This is a genomic window from Streptomyces sp. NPDC028722 (assembly GCF_040637655.1).
GTDB lineage: Bacteria > Actinomycetota > Actinomycetes > Streptomycetales > Streptomycetaceae > Streptomyces.
Genome location: NZ_JBEZWU010000037.1, coordinates 1 through 18,611, shown reverse-complemented (window position 1 = coordinate 18,611; position 18,611 = coordinate 1). Strand labels below are relative to the sequence as shown.

Annotated in this window: 20 protein-coding genes and 1 pseudogene; 9 read left to right on the top strand and 12 right to left on the bottom strand. The window is 70.0% G+C overall.

The annotated features are described in order from the left end of the window. The first annotated feature begins 4 nt into the window (after window positions 1-4). The 6 genes and pseudogenes from AB0F03_RS34070 to AB0F03_RS34045 all read left to right on the top strand — a co-directional run bounded on the left by AB0F03_RS34070 (window position 5) and on the right by AB0F03_RS34045 (window position 4,853). The gene (locus AB0F03_RS34070) at window positions 5-589 is read left to right on the top strand and encodes a GNAT family protein (RefSeq protein WP_361999339.1); all 585 of its coding nucleotides are present in this window, start codon (window positions 5-7) and stop codon (window positions 587-589) included. Between the two features lie 932 nt (window positions 590-1,521). Further along, entirely contained in the window at window positions 1,522-1,785 is a 264-nt protein-coding gene (locus AB0F03_RS34065; protein ID WP_361999336.1) for a helix-turn-helix domain-containing protein, read from the top strand. Window positions 1,786-1,842: 57 nt separating this feature from the next. Beyond that, on the top strand, window positions 1,843-2,001 hold the full coding sequence (locus AB0F03_RS34060) for a winged helix-turn-helix domain-containing protein (RefSeq protein ID WP_361999334.1): 159 nt from the start codon (window positions 1,843-1,845) through the stop codon (window positions 1,999-2,001). A 56-nt stretch (window positions 2,002-2,057) separates the two neighbouring features. After that, window positions 2,058-2,592: pseudogene (locus AB0F03_RS34055) on the top strand (transposase). Window positions 2,593-3,041: 449 nt separating this feature from the next. After that, a complete protein-coding gene (locus AB0F03_RS34050) occupies window positions 3,042-3,671 on the top strand; it encodes an RNA-binding S4 domain-containing protein (RefSeq protein WP_361999332.1) in 630 nt (209 codons plus the stop codon). 999 nt (window positions 3,672-4,670) lie between these two features. Next, window positions 4,671-4,853, top strand: a complete 183-nt coding sequence (locus AB0F03_RS34045; protein ID WP_361999329.1) for a hypothetical protein — start codon at window positions 4,671-4,673, stop codon at window positions 4,851-4,853. A gap of 192 nt (window positions 4,854-5,045) precedes the next feature. Here the strand turns inward: AB0F03_RS34045 and mscL are convergent, their stop codons facing one another. From mscL to AB0F03_RS34025, 4 genes are all read right to left on the bottom strand, one after another. Beyond that, entirely contained in the window at window positions 5,046-5,489 is a 444-nt protein-coding gene (gene mscL / locus AB0F03_RS34040) for a large conductance mechanosensitive channel protein MscL (protein WP_361999326.1), read from the bottom strand. A 429-nt stretch (window positions 5,490-5,918) separates the two neighbouring features. Further along, window positions 5,919-6,434, bottom strand: a complete 516-nt coding sequence (locus tag AB0F03_RS34035; protein WP_361999323.1) for a hypothetical protein — start codon at window positions 6,432-6,434, stop codon at window positions 5,919-5,921. 82 nt (window positions 6,435-6,516) lie between these two features. Continuing rightward, the gene (locus tag AB0F03_RS34030; protein WP_361999321.1) at window positions 6,517-7,143 is read right to left on the bottom strand and encodes a hypothetical protein; all 627 of its coding nucleotides are present in this window, start codon (window positions 7,141-7,143) and stop codon (window positions 6,517-6,519) included. 223 nt (window positions 7,144-7,366) lie between these two features. Beyond that, window positions 7,367-7,516, bottom strand: a complete 150-nt coding sequence (locus tag AB0F03_RS34025; protein ID WP_361999320.1) for a hypothetical protein — start codon at window positions 7,514-7,516, stop codon at window positions 7,367-7,369. A 90-nt stretch (window positions 7,517-7,606) separates the two neighbouring features. Between AB0F03_RS34025 and AB0F03_RS34020 the strand changes: the two genes are divergently transcribed. The 3 genes from AB0F03_RS34020 (at window position 7,607) to AB0F03_RS34010 (ending at window position 9,502) form a co-directional block, all read left to right on the top strand. Further along, window positions 7,607-7,765 carry a hypothetical protein gene (locus AB0F03_RS34020; protein WP_361999319.1) on the top strand — a complete coding sequence of 53 codons (159 nt, stop codon included), beginning with the start codon at window positions 7,607-7,609 and terminating at the stop codon, window positions 7,763-7,765. Window positions 7,766-8,005: 240 nt separating this feature from the next. After that, window positions 8,006-8,893, top strand: coding sequence for a neutral zinc metallopeptidase (locus AB0F03_RS34015; protein WP_361999316.1), 888 nt, complete (start codon window positions 8,006-8,008; stop codon window positions 8,891-8,893). 468 nt (window positions 8,894-9,361) lie between these two features. Continuing rightward, window positions 9,362-9,502: a hypothetical protein gene (locus AB0F03_RS34010; RefSeq protein WP_361999314.1), complete on the top strand. Its 141-nt coding sequence runs from the start codon at window positions 9,362-9,364 to the stop codon at window positions 9,500-9,502. A 448-nt stretch (window positions 9,503-9,950) separates the two neighbouring features. Here AB0F03_RS34010 and AB0F03_RS34005 read toward each other — a convergent pair whose 3' ends face one another. The 8 genes from AB0F03_RS34005 to AB0F03_RS33970 form a co-directional block, all read right to left on the bottom strand. Beyond that, entirely contained in the window at window positions 9,951-10,133 is a 183-nt protein-coding gene (locus AB0F03_RS34005) for a hypothetical protein (RefSeq protein WP_361999311.1), read from the bottom strand. Window positions 10,134-10,166: 33 nt separating this feature from the next. Further along, window positions 10,167-10,937 (bottom strand): class I SAM-dependent methyltransferase, encoded by a 771-nt coding sequence (locus AB0F03_RS34000; RefSeq protein ID WP_361999309.1) that lies wholly within the window; start codon window positions 10,935-10,937, stop codon window positions 10,167-10,169. Window positions 10,938-11,073: 136 nt separating this feature from the next. Further along, on the bottom strand, window positions 11,074-11,301 hold the full coding sequence (locus AB0F03_RS33995; RefSeq protein ID WP_361999306.1) for a hypothetical protein: 228 nt from the start codon (window positions 11,299-11,301) through the stop codon (window positions 11,074-11,076). An 822-nt stretch (window positions 11,302-12,123) separates the two neighbouring features. Then, window positions 12,124-12,762: a hypothetical protein gene (locus AB0F03_RS33990; protein ID WP_361999304.1), complete on the bottom strand. Its 639-nt coding sequence runs from the start codon at window positions 12,760-12,762 to the stop codon at window positions 12,124-12,126. Next, entirely contained in the window at window positions 12,749-13,699 is a 951-nt protein-coding gene (locus AB0F03_RS33985) for an NAD(P)-dependent oxidoreductase (protein WP_361999302.1), read from the bottom strand. Before AB0F03_RS33985 ends, AB0F03_RS33990 begins: the two co-directional genes overlap by 14 nt. Next, on the bottom strand, window positions 13,696-14,847 hold the full coding sequence (locus AB0F03_RS33980; RefSeq protein ID WP_361999300.1) for a pyridoxal phosphate-dependent aminotransferase: 1,152 nt from the start codon (window positions 14,845-14,847) through the stop codon (window positions 13,696-13,698). Before AB0F03_RS33980 ends, AB0F03_RS33985 begins: the two co-directional genes overlap by 4 nt. Window positions 14,848-15,031: 184 nt before the next feature. Next, complete coding sequence (locus AB0F03_RS33975) at window positions 15,032-16,384, bottom strand: hypothetical protein (protein WP_361999298.1); 1,353 nt, start codon at window positions 16,382-16,384, stop codon at window positions 15,032-15,034. A gap of 79 nt (window positions 16,385-16,463) precedes the next feature. Further along, on the bottom strand, window positions 16,464-17,804 hold the full coding sequence (locus tag AB0F03_RS33970) for an MATE family efflux transporter (RefSeq protein ID WP_361999295.1): 1,341 nt from the start codon (window positions 17,802-17,804) through the stop codon (window positions 16,464-16,466). Window positions 17,805-18,611 lie beyond the last annotated feature (807 nt).

The following is an 18,611-nucleotide window of genomic DNA, read 5'->3' as shown; positions in this document are numbered from 1 at the left end:
CCGCATGACGTTGCCTACCCCCGAGCTGCACACCGCCCGCCTGCGACTGCGGCCGTTCACCGACGCCGACGCGGCGCCGCTCTACGCGCTGCACAGCAGCGCCCACGTGCTGCGTTACTGGGACTCCCCGCCGTGGACCGAACCGGCCCGCGGCCAGCGCTTCATCGCGACCTGCCGGACGATCGAGGAGGAAGGCACGGGAGCGCGGGTGGCCGTCGACCGCGTCTCCGACGGCGCGTTCATCGGCTGGTGCGGCCTGACCAGCTGGAACCCGGACTTCCGCAGCGCCTCCCTGGGCTACGTCTTCGACGCCGCCGTGTGGGGCCACGGCTACGCCACGGAGACCGCGCACGCCGTCCTGCGGTGGGCGTTCGACACCCTGGACCTGAATCGCGTCCAGGCCGAGACCGACACCCGCAACGTGGCGTCCGCCCGGGTCCTGGAGAAGCTCGGCTTCGTCCGCGAGGGCACCCTCCGCGAGGACTGCGTCGTCAACGGCGACGTCTCCGACTCCTGGGTCTTCGGCCTCCTCCGCCGCGAGTGGCACCCGACGGCCACGCCGACGGCCACGCCGACGGCCGGCAGCTAGGACCGGGACCTGCCCGCCTTTCGGTCCGCAACCCCCACCAAGGTCACCGTGGACCGTTCCGGCGAGCTCAACGTCTTCGCTTGCCCCACCGATCCCGACCATCTGCACCGCTGGAGCATTCAGTAGCTCGTAGGGCCCGGCTGGCGCGGCAACATTCTCATCGGCGTGCGCGGGTGCTGTCGCTTCTCGCTTCTCGCTTCTCGTGAACATCGAACACGCCGCGGCCCGGGTGCCTCCCGAAGCACTGAACAACTGCTGCCGAAATCGGTGAACAAAGCCACGGCGGGGCCGGTGCGGCGAAGTGGAAGGTCAGGGTGAGCAGCGCGGTCCCTGCGGTGCCCCACCGGCACAGGGGCCGGCTGATGCTGTGCGAGTTGCATGGCGTCCTCTGCGGGGAGTGTGGAAATTCCGTCGCAGGTTGCGAACGAGCCAGTTCGGGCGTCTTGGACGAATCCGATGCGGCGCTTGCGGACTGCCCGGACCGGCCCGGCGGTTTCGCACCGCGCCCAGGCAGCCGCACGGCCGGAGCCGGGAGAGGTACTCCGAAGGGGACGGGGGCTGCGGCTGGTGGCGTGGCCGTACTCGTCGCGGGCCGCTGCGACGCGCTCTTGGCGGGTGGGGCCGCGGGTCGGTATTGCCTCGGGCGTCGGCGGCGGGCTTGGGGCCGCAGCCGGTGCCATGGGTGCGGTCTGCTCCAGCAAGCGGCAGGGGGTGCCCTGGGCGGCAGGGCCGTTGCGGGCGGTGTGGGCGCGCTCGGAGGGACAGGGAGCGATCAGCCGTTGGTGGTTGGCCTCACCGGTTGTCTGGGTGTCCAGGAGACGGAGAGTGGTGCTAAAGGAGCATGTCGAGAGCGTGGGTGTCCTGGGTTACTGAGGTTTTCGGGTTGTCGTCGGGGCGGTGACGGTTCATGATCCCTGCGGTATGCCGGTGGGATGCGGTATCCGGAGGGTGGGGGCCTGACCGCTGAGCGTCGGGCGTTTCGGGAGAGGATCCGGCTCCAGGCCGGCGAGCGTTTCGCGGCGGGTGAGAAGACCGCAGTGATCGCGAAGGACCTGCGGGTGAGTGTGCGGTCGGTGGAACGCCGGCGCCGGGCCTGGCGCGAGGGCGGCATGGAGGCTTTACGCTCCGTGGGCCCGGCCGACTCCCCAACCGTTACCGATGCCCAGTTCGCGGTGCTCGAGGAGGAACTCGGCTAGGGTCCGTCAGCGCACGGCTTCGACGATGAGCGTTGGACTCTGACCCGGGTCCAGACGGTGATCCGCCGTCGTCTGCGGCTGAGCCTGTCGGTGGCGACGGTGTGGCGGCTGATGAAGCGGCACGGCTGGTCCTGGCAGGCACCTGCCCGCCGTGCACTCGAACGCGACGAGTACGCGGTGGAGCTGTGGAAGAAGGAGGTGTGGCCGCGGGTATAAGTCTCGCGGCGGCGGCCGGGGCGTGGATCGTCTTCGAGGACGAGACAGGATTCGCGATGACTCCGCCCCGGGCTCGGACCTGGGGACGACGTGACCACACGCCCGTTATTCGCGTTCGGGGAAGATCCCGCCGCAGGACTTCGGTCGCCGCGCTGTGCTGCTACAAACCTGGCGAGAGCGCAGACTGATCTACCGGCCCCGTCAGCATCTGCTCCTGAAGGGAGCACGGAAGCGCTTCTCCTGGCAGGACTACCGAGACCTGCTGGTCAGGGCCCACATTCAGCTCGACGGTCCCATCGTGTTGGTTTGGGACAATCTCGACACCCACCTGGCAGCGTGCTTGAAAAGTACGAAACCGAGCATGACTGGCCCACCACCGTCCGTCTCCCCTCATACGCACCCGACCTGAACCCCGTCGAGGCCGTCTGGTCACTCGTGCGCAGGGCCATGGCCAACACTGCCTTCGACACACCCCACGACCTCGACCGCAAACTCCGCCGCGAGTCACGCAGGATCCAACTCCGGCCCCTCCTGACCAATGGCTGCCTCACCGCCACAGGCCTGGCTATCGACCCACTGACCCCACCCTGAAAACCTCAGTAACGAGGACTGCTGAGGTCGGCCGGCACCGTCTACCAAGTACGCCACGACGAACTACTTGAGTGGCTCCGGCACTGACCCCTGCTCGCGCGACACCGTCAAGCCTGGGGTGGGGGGTCGCCGGTGGGCGCGGACGGCGTCGGCCAGGCGCTGGCGAGGGTCGGGACGGACCCGGCAGAGCGGGACCGGCTCGCCCCACCGGCGGCCGAGCACGGCACGACCATCGCAGCCTGATGGAAGCCCTTGCGCAGCCAGCCGCGTGCGTGCGCAGCCTGCTGGGCTGAGCGGGGTGCCGCTCGCCAAGGCTGTCGGAAGTCACGTCAGCAGCCTGCTGGTGCCCGCAGCAGACGCTTATGGGAGAACCACACGCGGGGTGTGGGGCCCGACGGGCACCGCAAAAGGCTTCCGGCTCGGTGACCCCGGCGCGTTAAGGTCGGGACATGGCTTCCGGAGCAGGGGACGAGCAGGTGGGCCGTGGCACGGGCGAGGGGCGAGCCGGTGAGCGGGCCGGCACGGACCCGGCCCGCGGGGCGCAGCCACTGGAGAGCGAGATCGCTGCTGTCGTGGCCGCCGCCGGGGCCGCCGACGGCGAGGCCGTCCGCGTCGACAGCTGGATCTGGGCCGTCCGCCTCGTCAAGACCCGGTCCCTCGGCGCCGCCGCCTGCCGCGGCGGGCACGTGCACGTGAACGGAGAGCGGGTGAAGCCCGCCCGCTGCCTGCGCGCGGGTGACAAGGTACGGCTGCGGCACGAGGGCCGGGAACGCGTCGTGATCGTCAAGCACCTGATCCGCAAGCGGGTCGGAGCGACCGTGGCCGCCCAGTGCTACGTCGACAAGTCCCCACCGCCTCCGGCCCGGGACGCCGTCGCCCCCGCCGGCGTGCGTGACCGGGGCACCGGCCGCCCCACCAAACGGGACCGGCGCGAGCTGGACCGCCTCCGTGGTCTCGCGGCGGCCGGCCCCACGTTCTTCGCCTCCTTCACCGGAGGGAGCGGCCCCGACGGAGCCGGGGGCGGGAAGGGCTCCGACGGGCGCCGTGGCACCAGCGACCCGGACGGGCGTCGACGGTGACGGACAGCTCGGCGGAGGCGTTGCCGGCGATGTCGGTGACCGTGACGGGCGACTCGCCGGGGGCGTTGCCACGCGTCTGTTGATCCTCGGCAGGCCGACCGTCCCGGCGGAACGCGGGTGCGGCCACGGTCCGGTGGGTCAGGAGGCGGGTGGGGTCTGGTAGGTCGTGGTGAAGCTCACAGAATGGCTGGGCTCGTGGTGGTGGCGTAGGCGCCGGGCTGCCGCTCCATAGGGAGGCCTCGCGGGCCGGGGTCGGTGCAGGCCTTCCCGGCGCCCCCGTCACCACGACGGATCCATCGGTGGGCAGCGGCGCCGGTCTCAGAGTGAGTCTCATGGGCTAGAGAGGGCCAAGGCGTCAGCTGTCCGTGCAAGCCGCCCCCGCTTCTTGTGGGGCCCGGTACGAGCTGCTTACACGTCCGGGTTCCTGCGGGTGGTGCGCTTGCAGGTCGTTCTCGCGCACCGAGTGCGGCCTCCCGGCATCGTCGCGGTGCGCGTAGCGGTCCGTCGTGGCGGGGGCCCGGTCGGCCGCTGCGGGGAAAGTGTCTCCAAGGTGGCGCAGCCGCTCGGCTGTGAGATCAAGAGCTTCCCCGTCGGTGCGGGAGTCGCGCAGGGCCCGCAGTGCCGTCAGGTCGACTGCCTCCTGTCGGTCGGGTTTGGGCTCCTGGTCGTCGTGGTCTGGGTCGGCGTCCGGGGGTGCAAGCAGTTGCTCGGGCATCGCCGCCTGCTGGTGCCGGGTGACGTCGTACGCCGGCCGCGCGTCGCGGCGGTGGTGCGCAGCTTCTCGCGGACTGCGGCGCCGGCCAGGACAGCCCGCTCGTACTGCAGCGGGAGGCGGGGGATCTCCCACTCCTCCTGGTCCTGGTCCTGGTCCTGGTTCGCAGCCGGGGTTCGGGCGCAGGGGTGGGTGGGCGGTGCCGGGTGGGGATGTCGGACAGTGCCCACCGTGCGGTGTGGAAGCGGTGACCGGGCTCCAGACCGCGCACGGTTTTCGGTTCCCTGATGTCCAGGCCCAGCGGACGGGACCGAGCGTCGGGCACGTACGGCACCGGCACCAGAAGCCAAGGCGCCGTTCAAGGGGCCGCCCGCTCCATCACCGACCGGCTGGTGGACAAGTTCCTCACCAACCCGCCCGACTGGCTCAGAACCCTGTGGCACATGTTGCCGCGTCCATGGGAGCACTAGCCGCCTGGGCCGGGCAGGACGGTCCTGCTGCTCAAAGTCAGCGACGTCAGGTCTCGTCGGCGAGCGCGGTCGCCGTAGCGCCGGCCGTGAAGCCACGCAGCCGGTTCGGCATCGGACGCCGTCGGTAACTACGGTCACCACAGACGTGCCCGCGACGGGCCCGGCAACCCAGGCCGGGCCATGGAGGTCGGGTCACCCGGCGCGCTGGGTCGTCTCCCCGGCCTGAGCGGGTACGGCGGGCAGGGAGACGGTGCAGGAGGCGCAGCGTCGGGCCTGGGCGGGTACGGGGCTGAGGCATTCGGGGCAGTCCCGTTTGGGGGCTTGGACGTCTTGGTGCGGGGCGAGGCGTTCGTGGAGCTTGTTGATCGGGAGCACGACCAGGAAGTACAGGGCGCTGGCGAGGAGGAGGAAGCTGATCGCCGCGTTGACGAAGGCGCCGTAGGGGAACTCGGTGGCGCCTACGGTGAAGGTCTTGTGGCTCATGTTGCCGGTGGCGCCGGTGGCCAGCCCGACGAGTGGTGTCAGGAAGGCGCTGACGAAGCCGTTCACCACGGCGGTGAACGCTGCCCCGATGACGATGCCGACGGCCAGGTCGACCACGTTGCCGCGCAGGATGAAGCTGCGGAAGCCCTTCACCTTCTCACCCCTAAGGCGCTCTTGACGTCGACGGGCGGCACCGAAAGCGCGGTCACCCCTTCACCTCGGATGCCCTGCTACCCCTCACCCATGCCGGCTCCGCCGCGCGGCGCGGTGATGCACTGGTTCACCAAGTGGCGCGACGCCGGCAGACCATCCATGACCTGCTGCGCTGGCAGGTGCGGGAGAAGGCGCGGCGGAAGGCGGGTGTGATTTCGAGCGAGTGACTGCTCCGGCTCAGCCGGCAGACGGCCAAAGCCCCAGTTCAGCTACCAACGCCACGTGCATCAAGTACGCCATCGCGACCGGTCGCTCAGCCTGAGCTGCACCCGAGCAGAAACAGGCATCAGCTCACATACCGCACTCTAAGGCAGGCCCGGGACGAGGGGGTGCCCTCTCCCCCGTGCGCTGTGACCGCTGAGCGTTGGGTCAGCCGCTGGCGAGTATCGGGCCGGCCGGGGCAGAGAGTGTCTGGTGAGCGTGGGGGCAGGGCATGGCAGAAGTGGTTGTGGGAATGCGCATCCGGCGCAGGAGATCACGGGTGGTGCGCTTGCGCAGCGTGCTGCGCCAGGTCAGTCCCGGGTGGCGGGACCGTAGGTGTGACAGCGCACGGGTGCCCAGGCCGGTGCTGTGGAAGCGCTCGTCGATGACGACGGCGGAGATGACGCCCTGCGCGCAGTCAGTGCAGATCCGGTACCGGACCTGGCCGACGACCTGGCGGGTGTGCACGAGGAGCAGGCATTCGTCGCCCGGGCCGGGGTCGTTGGGGATGTGCGTGGACAGGAGATCGACTGCCCGGTAGGCGAGGACGCGACGGCGCAGGCGGCCGGTGCGCCGGCCTCGGCGTGAGTGCTTGGCGTCGTTGTGGCCGGGCGGCGATGTCTCGGCTGTGGGGGGCTGGCCGATGAGACTGCCGCTGGTGGGACGCGCATGTTGTCCGTGCATGACGTCTCGTGTGCCCGAACAGCCGACGGCCCATGCAGAGTCAGGGTGAGCGCTTGAGCGGCTTGGCTGTGCACGGTGCGTTTTAGGAGGCGAGCGTGGCCCACTCCCGGCCGTGGGCGAAGCCGCTGCAGATCTGCCAGAGGTTTTGCGCGAGGGCTTCTTTGCCGTCGAGGACGACTTCCTCCACGTACTTCAGCTGGGCTTGTGTGCTCCAGCGGCCGCGGACGCCGTTCGGGTCCAGGCCGTGCTGTGTCGCGAGGTCCCTGAGTTCCTGAACTCGTTCGTGGTGGGGTCTGCCTGAGGGCTGGAGACCGGACAGGTCCATGAACTCCTTGCCCTTGCTGACGTTCTCGTACGCCCGTTTGAGGCAGCGGCGTATCCGCTCCTGGCGGCTGCTGGGATCCAGAAGCCATAAGGCTTCGCCCGCGGCTTGGACTGCGGCCCGGAGCAGGCTGTAGGGCGCGTAGGAATGGATGACCTTGGCTTCGAAGAGCAGGACCTGGACCGCGCGCGGATGGTCTACCGCGTGCGTGAAGCATTGGTAGGCGGCGCTGGACACCCTGAGGGTGGGAACCTCGGCGTCATCTGCGCTCAGACTGCTGCCCGCCTCCACCACCGGTCTGGGCTCGCTCGTCGCCTTCTGCCACTGCTTGAGCCGGCGCAGAGCGCGAGCAGCGTGAGGCGGTACGGGCGGCTGGTCCTTGGGCATGTCTCATGGTCCCGTAGGAGTGAGTCCTTGCGTGTCGAATCGCGTCCGCGGGGCACCTGCGGTCCACCGTCACAGATTGACTTCCTGCGCCGTCAGGCCGGACAGCAGGCTACGCACGGTCGAGACCGGTCAGGGACTACGACCTGGGACCCGGACGCGGGGAAACGGTTCCCGACCTGCGGATCCTCACCGTCGCACCAGGACCGCGCGCCGACGGCTGGGCCTACATCACCGCGGGCTGCTGGTCGACGGTCGAGACCGACGGCCACGGCCTGGAATCGTCCTCACCGCGCCCGTCCGCGACGAGCGCTTCGCCGGGCTCTTGGCCATGACCGCCTACGACCACGCCGATCACCGCCTCGACCTCGAGCACAGCCTGCACATCGGGGAGCCGTGGCTGCCCGGGTCCCACTGCGACCACCTGTTGATCAGCCCCCTACCTCAACGGCCCCGGTCTGGAGAGATGCCCGCTGGCCAACGGACACCCCGCATTCTCTGGGTGCTGCCGGTGACGGCGGCCGAGAGTGGGTACCGCCGCACGCACGGTCACGAAGCCCTTGAACGGCTCTTCGACGAGTACGCGATCGTCCCGACCGACCCGCGGCGGCCGTCCGTCGTCTGAACCTCGCGGGCCCGGTCCCGGCATCGGCGACAGGGGCCCCGCTGCGCGGTCGAAGGCATGGAGGGGCCGTTACCGCGCACGGCGGTCCGCCGTTCACCCACAGAGCAGCGTCGCGGCGTCGCCCGCCGGCTCCTCCAAGAGGCGAGCAGGAAGAGGACGGGATGGGGATGTCCTCGTACGGGGTAGGCGAGCGGGACGACGCGGGGCGGTCCGGCGCGCTGCTCGAGGGAGGGTCAACGTATGCAATTCGACGACGATGCTGCTCTGGACACGTCCGAGGTCGAGGACGGGCGGGGAGGTGCGCTGGGCGGGATCCCGGGCGGCGGGAAGACCATCGGCGGGGGACTGGTCGGGCTCGTGGTGCTGGTCGCGTCCGTGCTCTTGGGTGTCGACCCCGGCATGTTCGGCTCGGGCAGCAGCGACACGTCCTCGTCCGGCAAGTCAGCCGCGGACCTCGCGGCGGACTGCCGGACCGGTGCCGACGCGAACCGCAAGGAGGAGTGCCGGATCGTCGCCGTGGTCGACAGCGTGCAGGCATTCTGGAAGCAGACGGAGACAGCCGCCGGCAAGCCCTACCAGCAGGCCCCGACGTTCCTGTTCACCGGCAGTGTGAACACCGGCTGTGGGAACGCGACTTCCGACGTCGGCCCCTTCTACTGCTCAGCCGATGACAAGGTCTATCTCGACCTCGGCTTCTTCAACGACCTGAGCAGCAAGTTCGGCGCCAAGGGCGGCTCGTTCGCCGAGGCCTACGTCATCGCGCACGAATACGGCCACCACTTCCAGGACCTCAGCGGAACGATCTCCCGTGGCAGCGGAAAGGGCCAGAACAGCGGCTCGGTGAAACTCGAGTTGCAGGCGGACTGCTACGCCGGAGTGTGGGCCCACCACGCCACCACCACCACCGAACCCAAGAGCGGTAAGCCATTGATCACCGACTTGACGAAGGACGACATCAACCGCGGGCTGGACGCAGCCGCCGCCGTCGGTGACGACCGTATCCAGCAGCGCTACCAGGGCAAGGTCACACCCGACACCTGGACCCACGGCTCCGCGAGCCAGCGCCAGCAATGGTTCTCCACCGGTTACCGCTCCGGCCGCGTCGCCAGCTGCAACACGTTCAGCTGACCACGCTGACAACCACGGCACGACGCCCGGCTGTGGGCCGCCGCTGGTGGGCAGATCGCGTATTGTGCCGCGCCGCGGGATGCCGCGCTGCGCTCTGCGCACCATACGCGTGCGCCTGTGCTGGGCCTGTTGCGCAAGTGTCCGGTGACTAGGCGCCTCGTGGATCGTGCCGGGCGTCGTCGCCCATGACCAGCGGCCAGCGGCGTTGGGACCGGGGCACCCCCGATGAGCTGTGACGGCGGCGGCTGGTGCCCCACGGCAGCCATGGGCCGCGGGGGCCGTGCTGCGAGGGCGTGCGAGACCGGGGGAACAGTCAGCGGGACACCGGGACGATGTGTAGGCGCGAGCCGGACGGGCGAAGTCCGGTGATGCACAGTTAGGCAGCGGCCAGGCTGGGGACAGCACTGCGGAGGACCGGCATACGCACCGGCGCGTCATCGGGCAGTTCGGTGGTGGCAGAGTGGCCGCATGTGCGCACTCCTGGGCCGCCGTCCACACCACCACGCCGCCCGGCCCTGTACCGCCCATCCCGCCGGGCGGTACCTGCTCACCCTGACCCCCAAGACGTACGCGGGCACCGGCGTCCAGGCCGTCCACCCCGACCAGTAGCCGACAGCCGCCCAGCGACAGACAACGGTCACACCACCCCGTCTGCACCGCCGACGGGATGCACCCCCGGAGCTTGCCAGTCGCCTTACCCCAGCGAAGGCCCGGCACCGTTCGGGGACTGTGACGACCGAAGCCGTCATCAGGCGCCGATCTTGATGATGTCGCCCCGCGCATCGAGCCCGTCCGCCACCGGATCGACACCAGCGTCGTGCCGGTCCCGGTCGCCGAGACGAACAGTCCCCGCGTCCCCGCACGCCGCAGGTCGCCCCGACCGACGATGTCAAAGCCGTGCTGGCGCGCACGCACGCAGACGAGGGTCGCGCAGCACTCGCTCATGCGCACGGCCGGAGAGGCCGGGGCTCGGCGGCGCAGGTGCGGGACGCGCCTGCTATCCGCTCCCGGCAAGGGAATCGTGATCGGTGAACGCACCACCGGTGAGTGGTGTGCTTCAGGTGATCGGCCAACGAGGCCCGCTGGCAGCGTCGTTGACCCACATGTACTGGGTGGTGCCGCCGTCCGTGACGGTCGTCCCGAAGTCGTACGGAGCAGGTCTGCCCAGCTCCAGCCAGGTGTCCCAGGCCGCTTCCAGTTCGTCGGCGGTGCTGTTGACCGAGATGGCCGTCCCTCTCACGGTGCGGCCGGCGTCTCCAGCGGTCTCGACTCGCTACTCCGGGCCAGTGACCGCCGGCAGCGCCTCGACGACGAAGAACAGGAAGCAGGGCTTGGTCGAAAGGTCGTCGAAGCCGTCGGGGAACAGTGCCCGGGCGGCTGGGTCAGGCTGCGGCTCGCTGATGACGGACAGACCAAAGCCAGCGGTGGTGAAAGCGTCGATCATCGCGTGCAACGGCTTCCGCCAGAGTCGCATCGGGGTGGACTGCCCGCCGAGCATCCAGTCGAAGGTGTAGCTCGTGGTCGCGAAGTAGTCGGGCCGAGGCTCCCGGAACGTGTACGCGGTGACCGGGTGGTCCACGGACACGATCAGCCGGCCGCCGGGCCTGAGTACTCGCCGGAACTCAGCCAGCGTCGGTCCCCAGTTCTCCAGGTAGTGCAGGACCAGCGACGCGACCACGTCGTCGAACGCACCGTCCTTGAACGGCAGGCGCTCGCCCAGGTCGGCCACGTGCAGGGCGACGTCATCACCGAGCCTCTGCCTGGCCAGTGCGAGCATCCCGGCGCTGGCATCGATCCCGGTGGCGACCGCGCCGCGGTCGCGCAGTGCGGCGGTCAGTGGGCCCGAGCCGCAGCCGGCGTCCAGAACTCGGTGGCCAGCCACGTCTCCGGCGAGGGCTAACATCGCGGGCCGTTCGTAGTACGCGTTCACGAGGTTGTTCTCGTTCTCCGCCGCGTACGCCTCGGCGAAACTGTCGTAGTCGTTCACCCGGGCCGGTTCCGCAGCATCGGCGAAGCTCTCGGGTATGCCGGTTGCGCGTTCCATCGTCGCAGCCTAGAGCCAGGCGGGCCCGCCGCACTGAATGGTGCGCGGTTGGAACACTGCCTGCCGTCCGGCGGGTGCCCCCGCGTGGGGTGTCGGCATGGACGCCGTGAGTCGGACGTCTGCATTCGAGACTGGCCTAGAACAGCGTGTCGGTGTCCTCGGTGGGCATCGGGGGCGGCGTGCGAGTGCGTCGGGTGCGCGCGGGCCGCGGGGCTTTCCCGAACAGCGCCTCTGTCCCGCACTCGTCGGGCACCGCAGGTACCGGCCGGCACACGGCTGCGTCGATCAGGTCGAGCGGGGCGCAGTCGTCGAAGTCGGCGCGCTTCATACGGGTCCAGTCGCGGCCCTGGGGTATGGCGGTCACGGGCGGTCTCCTGTCTGCGTCTGAGGCCGGACGCGGGCGGCGTGCCCCGGCGGCACGTTGGTTTCCAGGTCGCGTCGTGCGGCGGTTGCGTCGCACGGCGGTCCACACCGGTTGCTTCTGCGGTGGCGATTTCAGCCGCTGTCGTCCTCCTCGGTCCGTCCGTCACGGTTGTCGTCGCCCAAGGCGTCGGCTTGGGCTGTCTTTCCTTCTGCCCACACGACGGTGCCCGGGTCACGCACGTCGCCGAGGATGCGCGAGTGTGGTCTCTGGGCCAGGGCGGACGCCCACCTGGCGCGGGGCAGTCGCCCCCGCGTGCGACACCATCAAAGGCCCTTGCCGGGGCCGGCGCCGCGGCTCAGGTCGCTCCTCGGGTGCTCAGCGGCGGGCCCGGGCAGGATGCACGTAGAGGTGACGTGACCGCTCAGTCGGGGCCCGCAAGCAACGCCAAGCATCTCGCCAGCACACACCACACCGCCGGACCCAACCAGCCAACTGGTCAGCCCAGTTCAACGCCCCGGATGCCGATCAGAATGGAGGAACGCGACACGCGCCCCCTCCCCCGTCCTCGGGGAGTCCGAGGAGGCGCAGCGGGGTGCGTCGACTCCTTCTGAACCCGTACGGCCAAGCCCAGGGCTCGCTCCGACCGGCTCCTCCGCCGCGCCGGGGGCCGCGGCCGCCGGGCCGGCCCGGACAGCCGGGGAGGCGCCGTCACGGCTCGGGAAAGACAGGGCCGCAGCCCGGCACGAACGCGGCACGGCGACGTGGCGGACGGCTTCCGGCTGCCGGCGAGGTGACGGCGAGGCCGAGGCCGGGCGGCGTCGGTCATGCGCCTGCTCCTGTCATCGCGGCGAACAACTCGGCGGAGGTCGGCGAGAGGTGTCCACGCACGGACACTGGGTCCAACGCGCAGGCGACGAAACCCTGTTCGGAGCAGGAGGCCAGGAGGCGGGCCACGTCCGGGGCGAGGGCCGTCGCGTCCGCCCGGGGCAGTGAGAGGAGCGGCGAGGGTGGGGAGGCCGGGTCCGTGGTTCCGACGACTCCGCCGCCCGGCACACTCCCCGCGGCGATCACGACGAGTAGCGGGCGGCTCGAACCGCCGAGCCCCCGCGGTCCGGCCGTCGGCGGGTGCAGGGATGTCACTGGTGTGTCGTGGGCGATGGCGTACCCCATGACGCCCGGGCCCGGGTTGGTCGCGGCGTGGTCGAGGACCTCCAAAAGGTAGAGCGCCGACACGGACACGTCGGAGGTGACGCCGAGGGGGCCTGCTGCCCCGGGCTCCTGCCAGCGGGCCAGCAGGCCGACGTCGGCGGGGAGTCCCGGGTGGACGCGTACCTCCAGCGTGCGCGCGCCGAGCGGGTCGAGGCGGACCTCGGTACCGGCGCCCAGGTGGCGCGCCTGGTCCTGGAACCAGCCGAAGGCGCGGGCCGCCGCTGCCTCGGGCCCCGTGTCAGGTGACGACATTGACGGCCTCGCCTTCCAGGAATCCCCGCACGTTGCTCAGGACCTCGGCGAGGTTCTCGGTGCGGGAGCGCCGGGTGTACCAGGCCGTCCCGGGCGTGAGGAGCGTGTTGGGCACGTCGGCGAGCACCGGCACGAGATCGGCGGGTGTGTCGTCCAGGGCGACGCCTCCGAGTTCCCCGGCCACGTGCCGACGCGCGAGGGCACCGAGATCGATCGTCCCTGCCCGGGAGACGCTGACGACGATGGCGCCGACGCGGACGGAATCGATCAGCTCGGCCGACAGCAGGCCCCGCGTCGCGTCCGTGAACGGGACCTGGACGCAGATCACGTCACTGCGGCGGGCGAGCTCGGCGAGGTCCACGACCTCGATGCCGGGGACCGGCGAGCACCGGCTGTTGCTGCCCAGTACGCGCATGCCCAGCGCCCGCCCCCGGGCTGCGACGGCCTGCCCGATGCGCCCGGTGCCGACCAGGCCCAGCACCTGCTCGTGGGCCTCCCGGCCGAGGAACGGCACATAGCGGTGGCTGACCCCGGCCGCTCCCGCGCCGTGCGCGGGCAGGAGCCGGCGGCTCAGCGCGGCGACGCAGACGAGGACGTGCTCGGCCACGGCGGCGACCGAGTACCGCGGGCAGTGCGACACGCTGATGCCGAGGTCTGCGGCCGCCCGCAGATCGATCTGGTCGGTGGCCGACAGCATGGTGGCGATGTGCCGAACCGTCGGCGCGGCGCGCAGGATCTCCGCCGTCAGGCGGGTCCATTCCACCAGTACGACGTCCGCCTCCCGCAACCGCCGTACCGTCTCCTGCGGTCCCGGGCGGTCGAAGTGGACCTGAACGCTGCCGAGCCCGGAGAGGCAGGCCAGGAAGCCGGCCGTGATGTAGGTGGGCTCATCGAGGTAGATGATGCGCGCGGCACCGGCCGGGGTGACAGCGGTCATGCGGTGAACCCCGGAGTGGACAGGACGACGTCCCGTAGGTGGCCGCAGGCCGTGGCGAACCACTCAGGGGGCCTCGCCAGGGCGATCCGTATGAACCGGGCGCCGGCCTCGTGGTCGGCCCAGTGGAAGTGGTCGCCGGGCAGGACTCCGATCTGGGCGCGGCCGAGCGTGGCGACGACGTCCTCGCTGCGGATGCCCGGCCGGTTGATGCGCAGCCAGTCGACGCTCACGGTGCTGTCGGGGAACTCGGGGGTGAGGATCGTGCCGGCCAGGGCCCTGCGCAGGGCCTGACGGTTGCGCCGGATGGTCCTCCATACGGTGCGTTCCAGTCCCGCCTCCTGCGTGTCGCGGATGTAGGCGGTCAGCAGCCGCAGGATGAACGGGCTGACGTTGAGCAGGATGTCGTCGTGCAGTTCGAGCACGCCCGCGTACAGGTCCCGGCTCACGGCGAGGATGCTGCACTTGAGGTCCTGCGTCGGCCACGTCTTTCCGGAGTCCTCGACCACGAGGTAGCTGACGCCGGAATCCTCCAGGACCTCGTACTGGTCCCACAGGGGCGAGATGTCGAAGAAGCGGAACGTGCAGTCCAGGATGAGGATGCGGTGGTGTGCCACGCAGTGGTCGACGATCGCGCGGAACCGGTCGGGCGTGAGGTTGAAGCCCGTCGGATTGTTGGGCAGCGTGAGGAAGACGGCGTCGGCGTGCATCGCGTCCAGGGTTTCGTCCAGGGCCGCCGTGTTCCGCAGACGGTCCTCGCCGAGGGGGGTGAGGGCGACGTTCCTGCGCCGCAGGATGGTCGCGAGGTTGTCGAAGCAGGGCTGGAGCAGGGCCACGGACAGACCGCGGCTCGCCAGGTAGGTGGCGGCCAGGTCCGTGGAGAGGGAGGCCGAGTAGCACAGGAGCGTGCGGGGGTGCCCGATCGCGGAGTGCTGTCCGGCCAGGGAGTAGAAGGCCTGCTGGAACTCGCGCTCCGAGTCCGACTGGAACGCCTGCTCCGCGGCGTGGAAGAGCTCGGGGAGGCTTGCGACGATCTCCCGCTGGGTGGGGTTCTGTCCCTGGTGGGCGTGTCCGTCGGCGAGGTTGAACTTGGAGTTGAGTCCGATGTCCTCGTACCGGGTCAGGTTCGTGTAGCGGGTCTCGCTGGTCAATGTGTCTCCTGTCGAGGTGAGGGCGCTACCGCCACCCGTCCGTCTTCCTGCCTGCGGTGCACCGCGACCGGCCTCGGGTCGACCGGGCTCTCCGCACGGGGTTCGTGCCCGCCTGTCCGGGGGCGGCCCGGCAGGCCTCGGACGCGCCGTGCTTGCCCGTGGTCGGCCGGCTCGCCTGCCCCGCTCACCTGCCCGAAAGGTCCGGCTCTCCGGGGCGTCCCGCCCATGCTCCTTCGAGGTGGATGAGCCGTCTTTTGCCGGAGGCGAAGGGTGAGAAGTCGTCGGCACGCACGACCTCGACGTCCGGTCGCACGGTGCGGAACAGACCCGGCAGTTCCCTCACGAACTCGGCCACCACCGGGTTGCCTTCGACGGCCCCGGCCGGGTCGACCGGCTGGACGCGCAGCTGGATCCGGGCGGGCGCGACCTGGACGATCTGGTACTGCCGTACGTTCGACGCCTCCAGGACCAGGGTGCGGTCGCACAGGTTGAGCACGATGTCCGCGGGCACCGTACGGGACGGGCCGTCGCGCAGGTACTCGTCCTCGCGCCCCCTGAATTCGGTGATCGTCCGGAAGCGGGAGCCGCAACCGCAGCGCGTGTCGGTGTCGGACAGGCGGGCGATGTCGCCCTGGTCGTACCGGATGAAGGGCATGAGGAAGTTTCCGAGGGAGGTCCCGACGAGCCGTCCGAAGCCGTCCTGGTCGGCGTCGGTGACCTCGAGGTAGACACTGTCCTCGACGACGTGATAGCTGCGCTCGGGGCATTCGCAGGCGATCAGGGAGAGTTCCTCGGAGGAGTATTCGTCGAGAACCGGCACCCGGAACACCTCCGAGTACTTCACCCGCTCCTCCCTGCTGCTGCGCTCGGAGTTCGTGTATGCGGCCTCCAGGCCGAACGCGTCGAGTGCGACGTTCTCCGCGGCCAGCCGCTGGAGGTAACTCGGCAACGCGGCCATGAGCCGGGGCCGCAGCTCCGCGAGGTGTTCGAGCACCAGCCGGGGCGGGCAGTCCAGCGAGACCGTCACGAACGGGTAGCCGCCGGCGAGCGACGTGAACCGTTCGGCGACGAAATACACGCTGTAGCGCCAGTCGTCGGGCTTCAGCGGTCCGCTCAGGCCCATTTCGCAGTGGCGCATGTGCAGCAGCGTCCGGTAGTCCACGCTCGCGTTGTCCTGGTAGATCGTGATGTTGTATCCGCTCGATCCCGAGGTGCGTGCCGAATGCACGGTTCTGCCGTCGGCGTGGCCGGCCACCTCCTCCCCCATCCCCGCCTCGACGAGCATGCGTTTGTTCACCAGGGGTAATTTCTCGAAGTCCGACCAGGTGACCAGGTCTCCCGGTTCGAAACCGACGGCCGAGTAGAGCCGACGGTAGAACGGCACGGTGGCGAACGCCGAGTCCACGAGGCATCGCACCCTTTCCAGTTGCCAGGCCGCGCGCTCCTCGGGGGCCAATCGGTAGCGTCCTTGCAGTCGCTGTCGCTCGTGCTCCCACTTGCGCCGGAGCCGGAGCTGCGACCGGGGGTCCTCTTTCACGGCTCGCACGCTGCGGCGGATGTAGCGTGCGATGGCGTCGCTCGTACTCGCTTCGCCTTCCACATCGCGCCGTGTCACGTCAGTCATGCTGATTCACCACCGATTCCCTGAGGGTTTTGATGTGCTTTCCCGCGCGGGCGAAGCAAAAGGCCGTCACGCAGGTGGTGCCGATGCCGGCGCCGAGCCACAGGCCGTAGAAACCGAGCGGGGTGAACTCGGACAGGGCGGCGCCCGAGCCCAGCCCGAGGATCCAGTTCCCGGCGGCCACGACGGCGGTCGGCATCCGGGTGTCGCCGAGCCCCACCAGATAGCCCATCGGCATGGTCACCAGGGTGTCCGCGACGATGTAGGCGATCAGGAGGGGCAGCAGCGAGGAGAGGGTCGTCTGCGTTCCCCGGTCGTGGATGCCGAAGACGTCGCGCACGATGCCGTGGAAGCAGAGGGCCACGACCGAGGAGAGCACGAGGGAGTAGACCAGGCCTATCAGCAGCAGCGCGGTGCGCAGGTCGCGCAGCGCACGCCAGTCCTTTCCCTCGTGGGCCCACGCGGCCGCCGCCGTCGCCGCACTGGAGAACCCGAGGGCGAAGACGACGATCAGCGACTCCAGCCGCAGGGCCACGGCGTGGGCGGCGACGGCGTGGGCTCCGTGCCGGGCGACGAAGAACGCGAGGACGGGCAGGAACCCCTCGCCGAGGAGTATGCGAACCCCGATCCAGGCGCCCACCCGGCCCAGTTCGAGCAGCATGGGGGGCCTGGGGGCCGGTGAGCCTGCTCGGAGGTCCAGCTCGCGGAAGGTCCTGCCGCGCAGGAGGACGACGCCCACCAGTACCGACGCGAACATCCGCACGACGCTGCTGGCGAGCCCCGCCCCGAAGACCCCCAGCCCGGGGAACCGACCGACCCCGAAGATCATCGAGTACCCCAGGACGAGGTTCAGGGGCACCGCCGCCAGCATGATCCAGGTCGCCGGTTTCGGCCGGCCGACCCCGGTCATCAGGCAGCGCGCGTTGACGTACAGGAGGAAGAACGGCAGCCCCGCCGCCGCGCCGTTGTTGTAGTCCTGCGCGATGGCCGCGACGCCGGGGTTCTGGCCGATGAGGACGAGGATGTGCTCGGTGTTGAGGAGAACCACGATGCCGAGGGCGCCGGCGAGCAGCGCGAGCCAGGCCCCCTGCACCGCCCAGCCGCGCAACTCGTCCGCCGCACCCGCCTGGTGACTGGCCGCCACCTTCGGTGCTACGGCCGTGACGAGTCCGAGGCCGAAGAGCATGACGAGGCTGAACAGACTGACCGCGAGGGTGACTCCGGCCAGCGCCTCGGAACTGGACCTGGCCACCAGGGCGGCATCGGTGAACGATATGGAGATCTGCGCCATGTAGCCGACGGCGAGAGGAAGCCCCAGCGGCAGGATCCTCCCCACGACGCGTCTGACGGAACCCGTCCCCGTCGGTGCGCGGAACGTCGAGGTGTCACCGTATGGGACCACAGCGGCGGGTCCGGTCAGCCTCGGATGGTGCCGTCCGTGTGTCTGTCCCAGAACAGCGGACACGCCGTCGAATCCGGCCTCGGCCGGTTTTCACCACTCACGACGGCGTCCGTACTCACGCAGTCGTCGCCGTGCCCCCGCATTTCCGGAGATCCGTTCTCGGGATCTTCGTCGGAACATAAGGCACTGCCCCACGTCATGGCGCCCCCTGGGTCTTCGGCTGGTGGATACCGGTTTTCGAGTCTCCCCGAAGAGCGGGGCGCATCGCTAGGGCTGAGCGGCAAGTCGTCGCCCCGTGCGGGCCCTTTCACGTGCCGGAAAGTGCCCGGGGCGATTGCGGCACTTCCGTGATCTTGTGAGTGTGCAGGCCGCTGAGGTGTGAACGAGCCGTACGGCCGCCCCACGGATGAACCGATTTCGGCGCGGCCGCGGCGGAATGTCTCCAAGTTCCCTGTGAAAAAGGGAAACTGGAGTGCTGGGTGTTTTCCGTGATGTGCGAGGCAGGTAATCAGTGCTGCCGCGGTTTTCGGGGGCCGGGTAAGTTCGACTCGTGGGGTCCCGGGCCGCATCCTCCCGGAGGTTGGACGCGGGGGCAGTCTCGCCCCGTGACCCGGCCCGGCCTGACCGCCGGCCCCGCACGGTTCCGGACTAGAGCGTGTCTCTTTGGTCGGTTAGTCAGTTGATCTGATGTGTCCGTCCGATTAGTGATCAGTGATGCGATGTGGGACCGGATCGAGCCGT

Excerpts from the sequence above, each read along its gene's own strand:
- AB0F03_RS33985 (WP_361999302.1), bottom strand. The coding sequence starts at position 13,699 with ATGACCGCTGTCACCCCGGCCGGTGCCGCGCGCATCATCTACCTCGAT.
- AB0F03_RS34050 (WP_361999332.1), top strand. The coding sequence starts at position 3,042 with ATGGCTTCCGGAGCAGGGGACGAGCAGGTGGGCCGTGGCACGGGCGAG.
- AB0F03_RS34035 (WP_361999323.1), bottom strand. The coding sequence starts at position 6,434 with ATGCACGGACAACATGCGCGTCCCACCAGCGGCAGTCTCATCGGCCAG.
- AB0F03_RS34045 (WP_361999329.1), top strand. The coding sequence starts at position 4,671 with ATGTCCAGGCCCAGCGGACGGGACCGAGCGTCGGGCACGTACGGCACC.
- AB0F03_RS34010 (WP_361999314.1), top strand. The coding sequence starts at position 9,362 with ATGTGCGCACTCCTGGGCCGCCGTCCACACCACCACGCCGCCCGGCCC.
- AB0F03_RS34030 (WP_361999321.1), bottom strand. The coding sequence starts at position 7,143 with ATGCCCAAGGACCAGCCGCCCGTACCGCCTCACGCTGCTCGCGCTCTG.
- AB0F03_RS34015 (WP_361999316.1), top strand. The coding sequence starts at position 8,006 with ATGCAATTCGACGACGATGCTGCTCTGGACACGTCCGAGGTCGAGGAC.
- AB0F03_RS33990 (WP_361999304.1), bottom strand. The coding sequence starts at position 12,762 with ATGTCGTCACCTGACACGGGGCCCGAGGCAGCGGCGGCCCGCGCCTTC.
- AB0F03_RS34070 (WP_361999339.1), top strand. The coding sequence starts at position 5 with ATGACGTTGCCTACCCCCGAGCTGCACACCGCCCGCCTGCGACTGCGG.
- AB0F03_RS34065 (WP_361999336.1), top strand. The coding sequence starts at position 1,522 with ATGCGGTATCCGGAGGGTGGGGGCCTGACCGCTGAGCGTCGGGCGTTT.
- AB0F03_RS34020 (WP_361999319.1), top strand. The coding sequence starts at position 7,607 with ATGCCCGCTGGCCAACGGACACCCCGCATTCTCTGGGTGCTGCCGGTG.
- AB0F03_RS34000 (WP_361999309.1), bottom strand. The coding sequence starts at position 10,937 with ATGGAACGCGCAACCGGCATACCCGAGAGCTTCGCCGATGCTGCGGAA.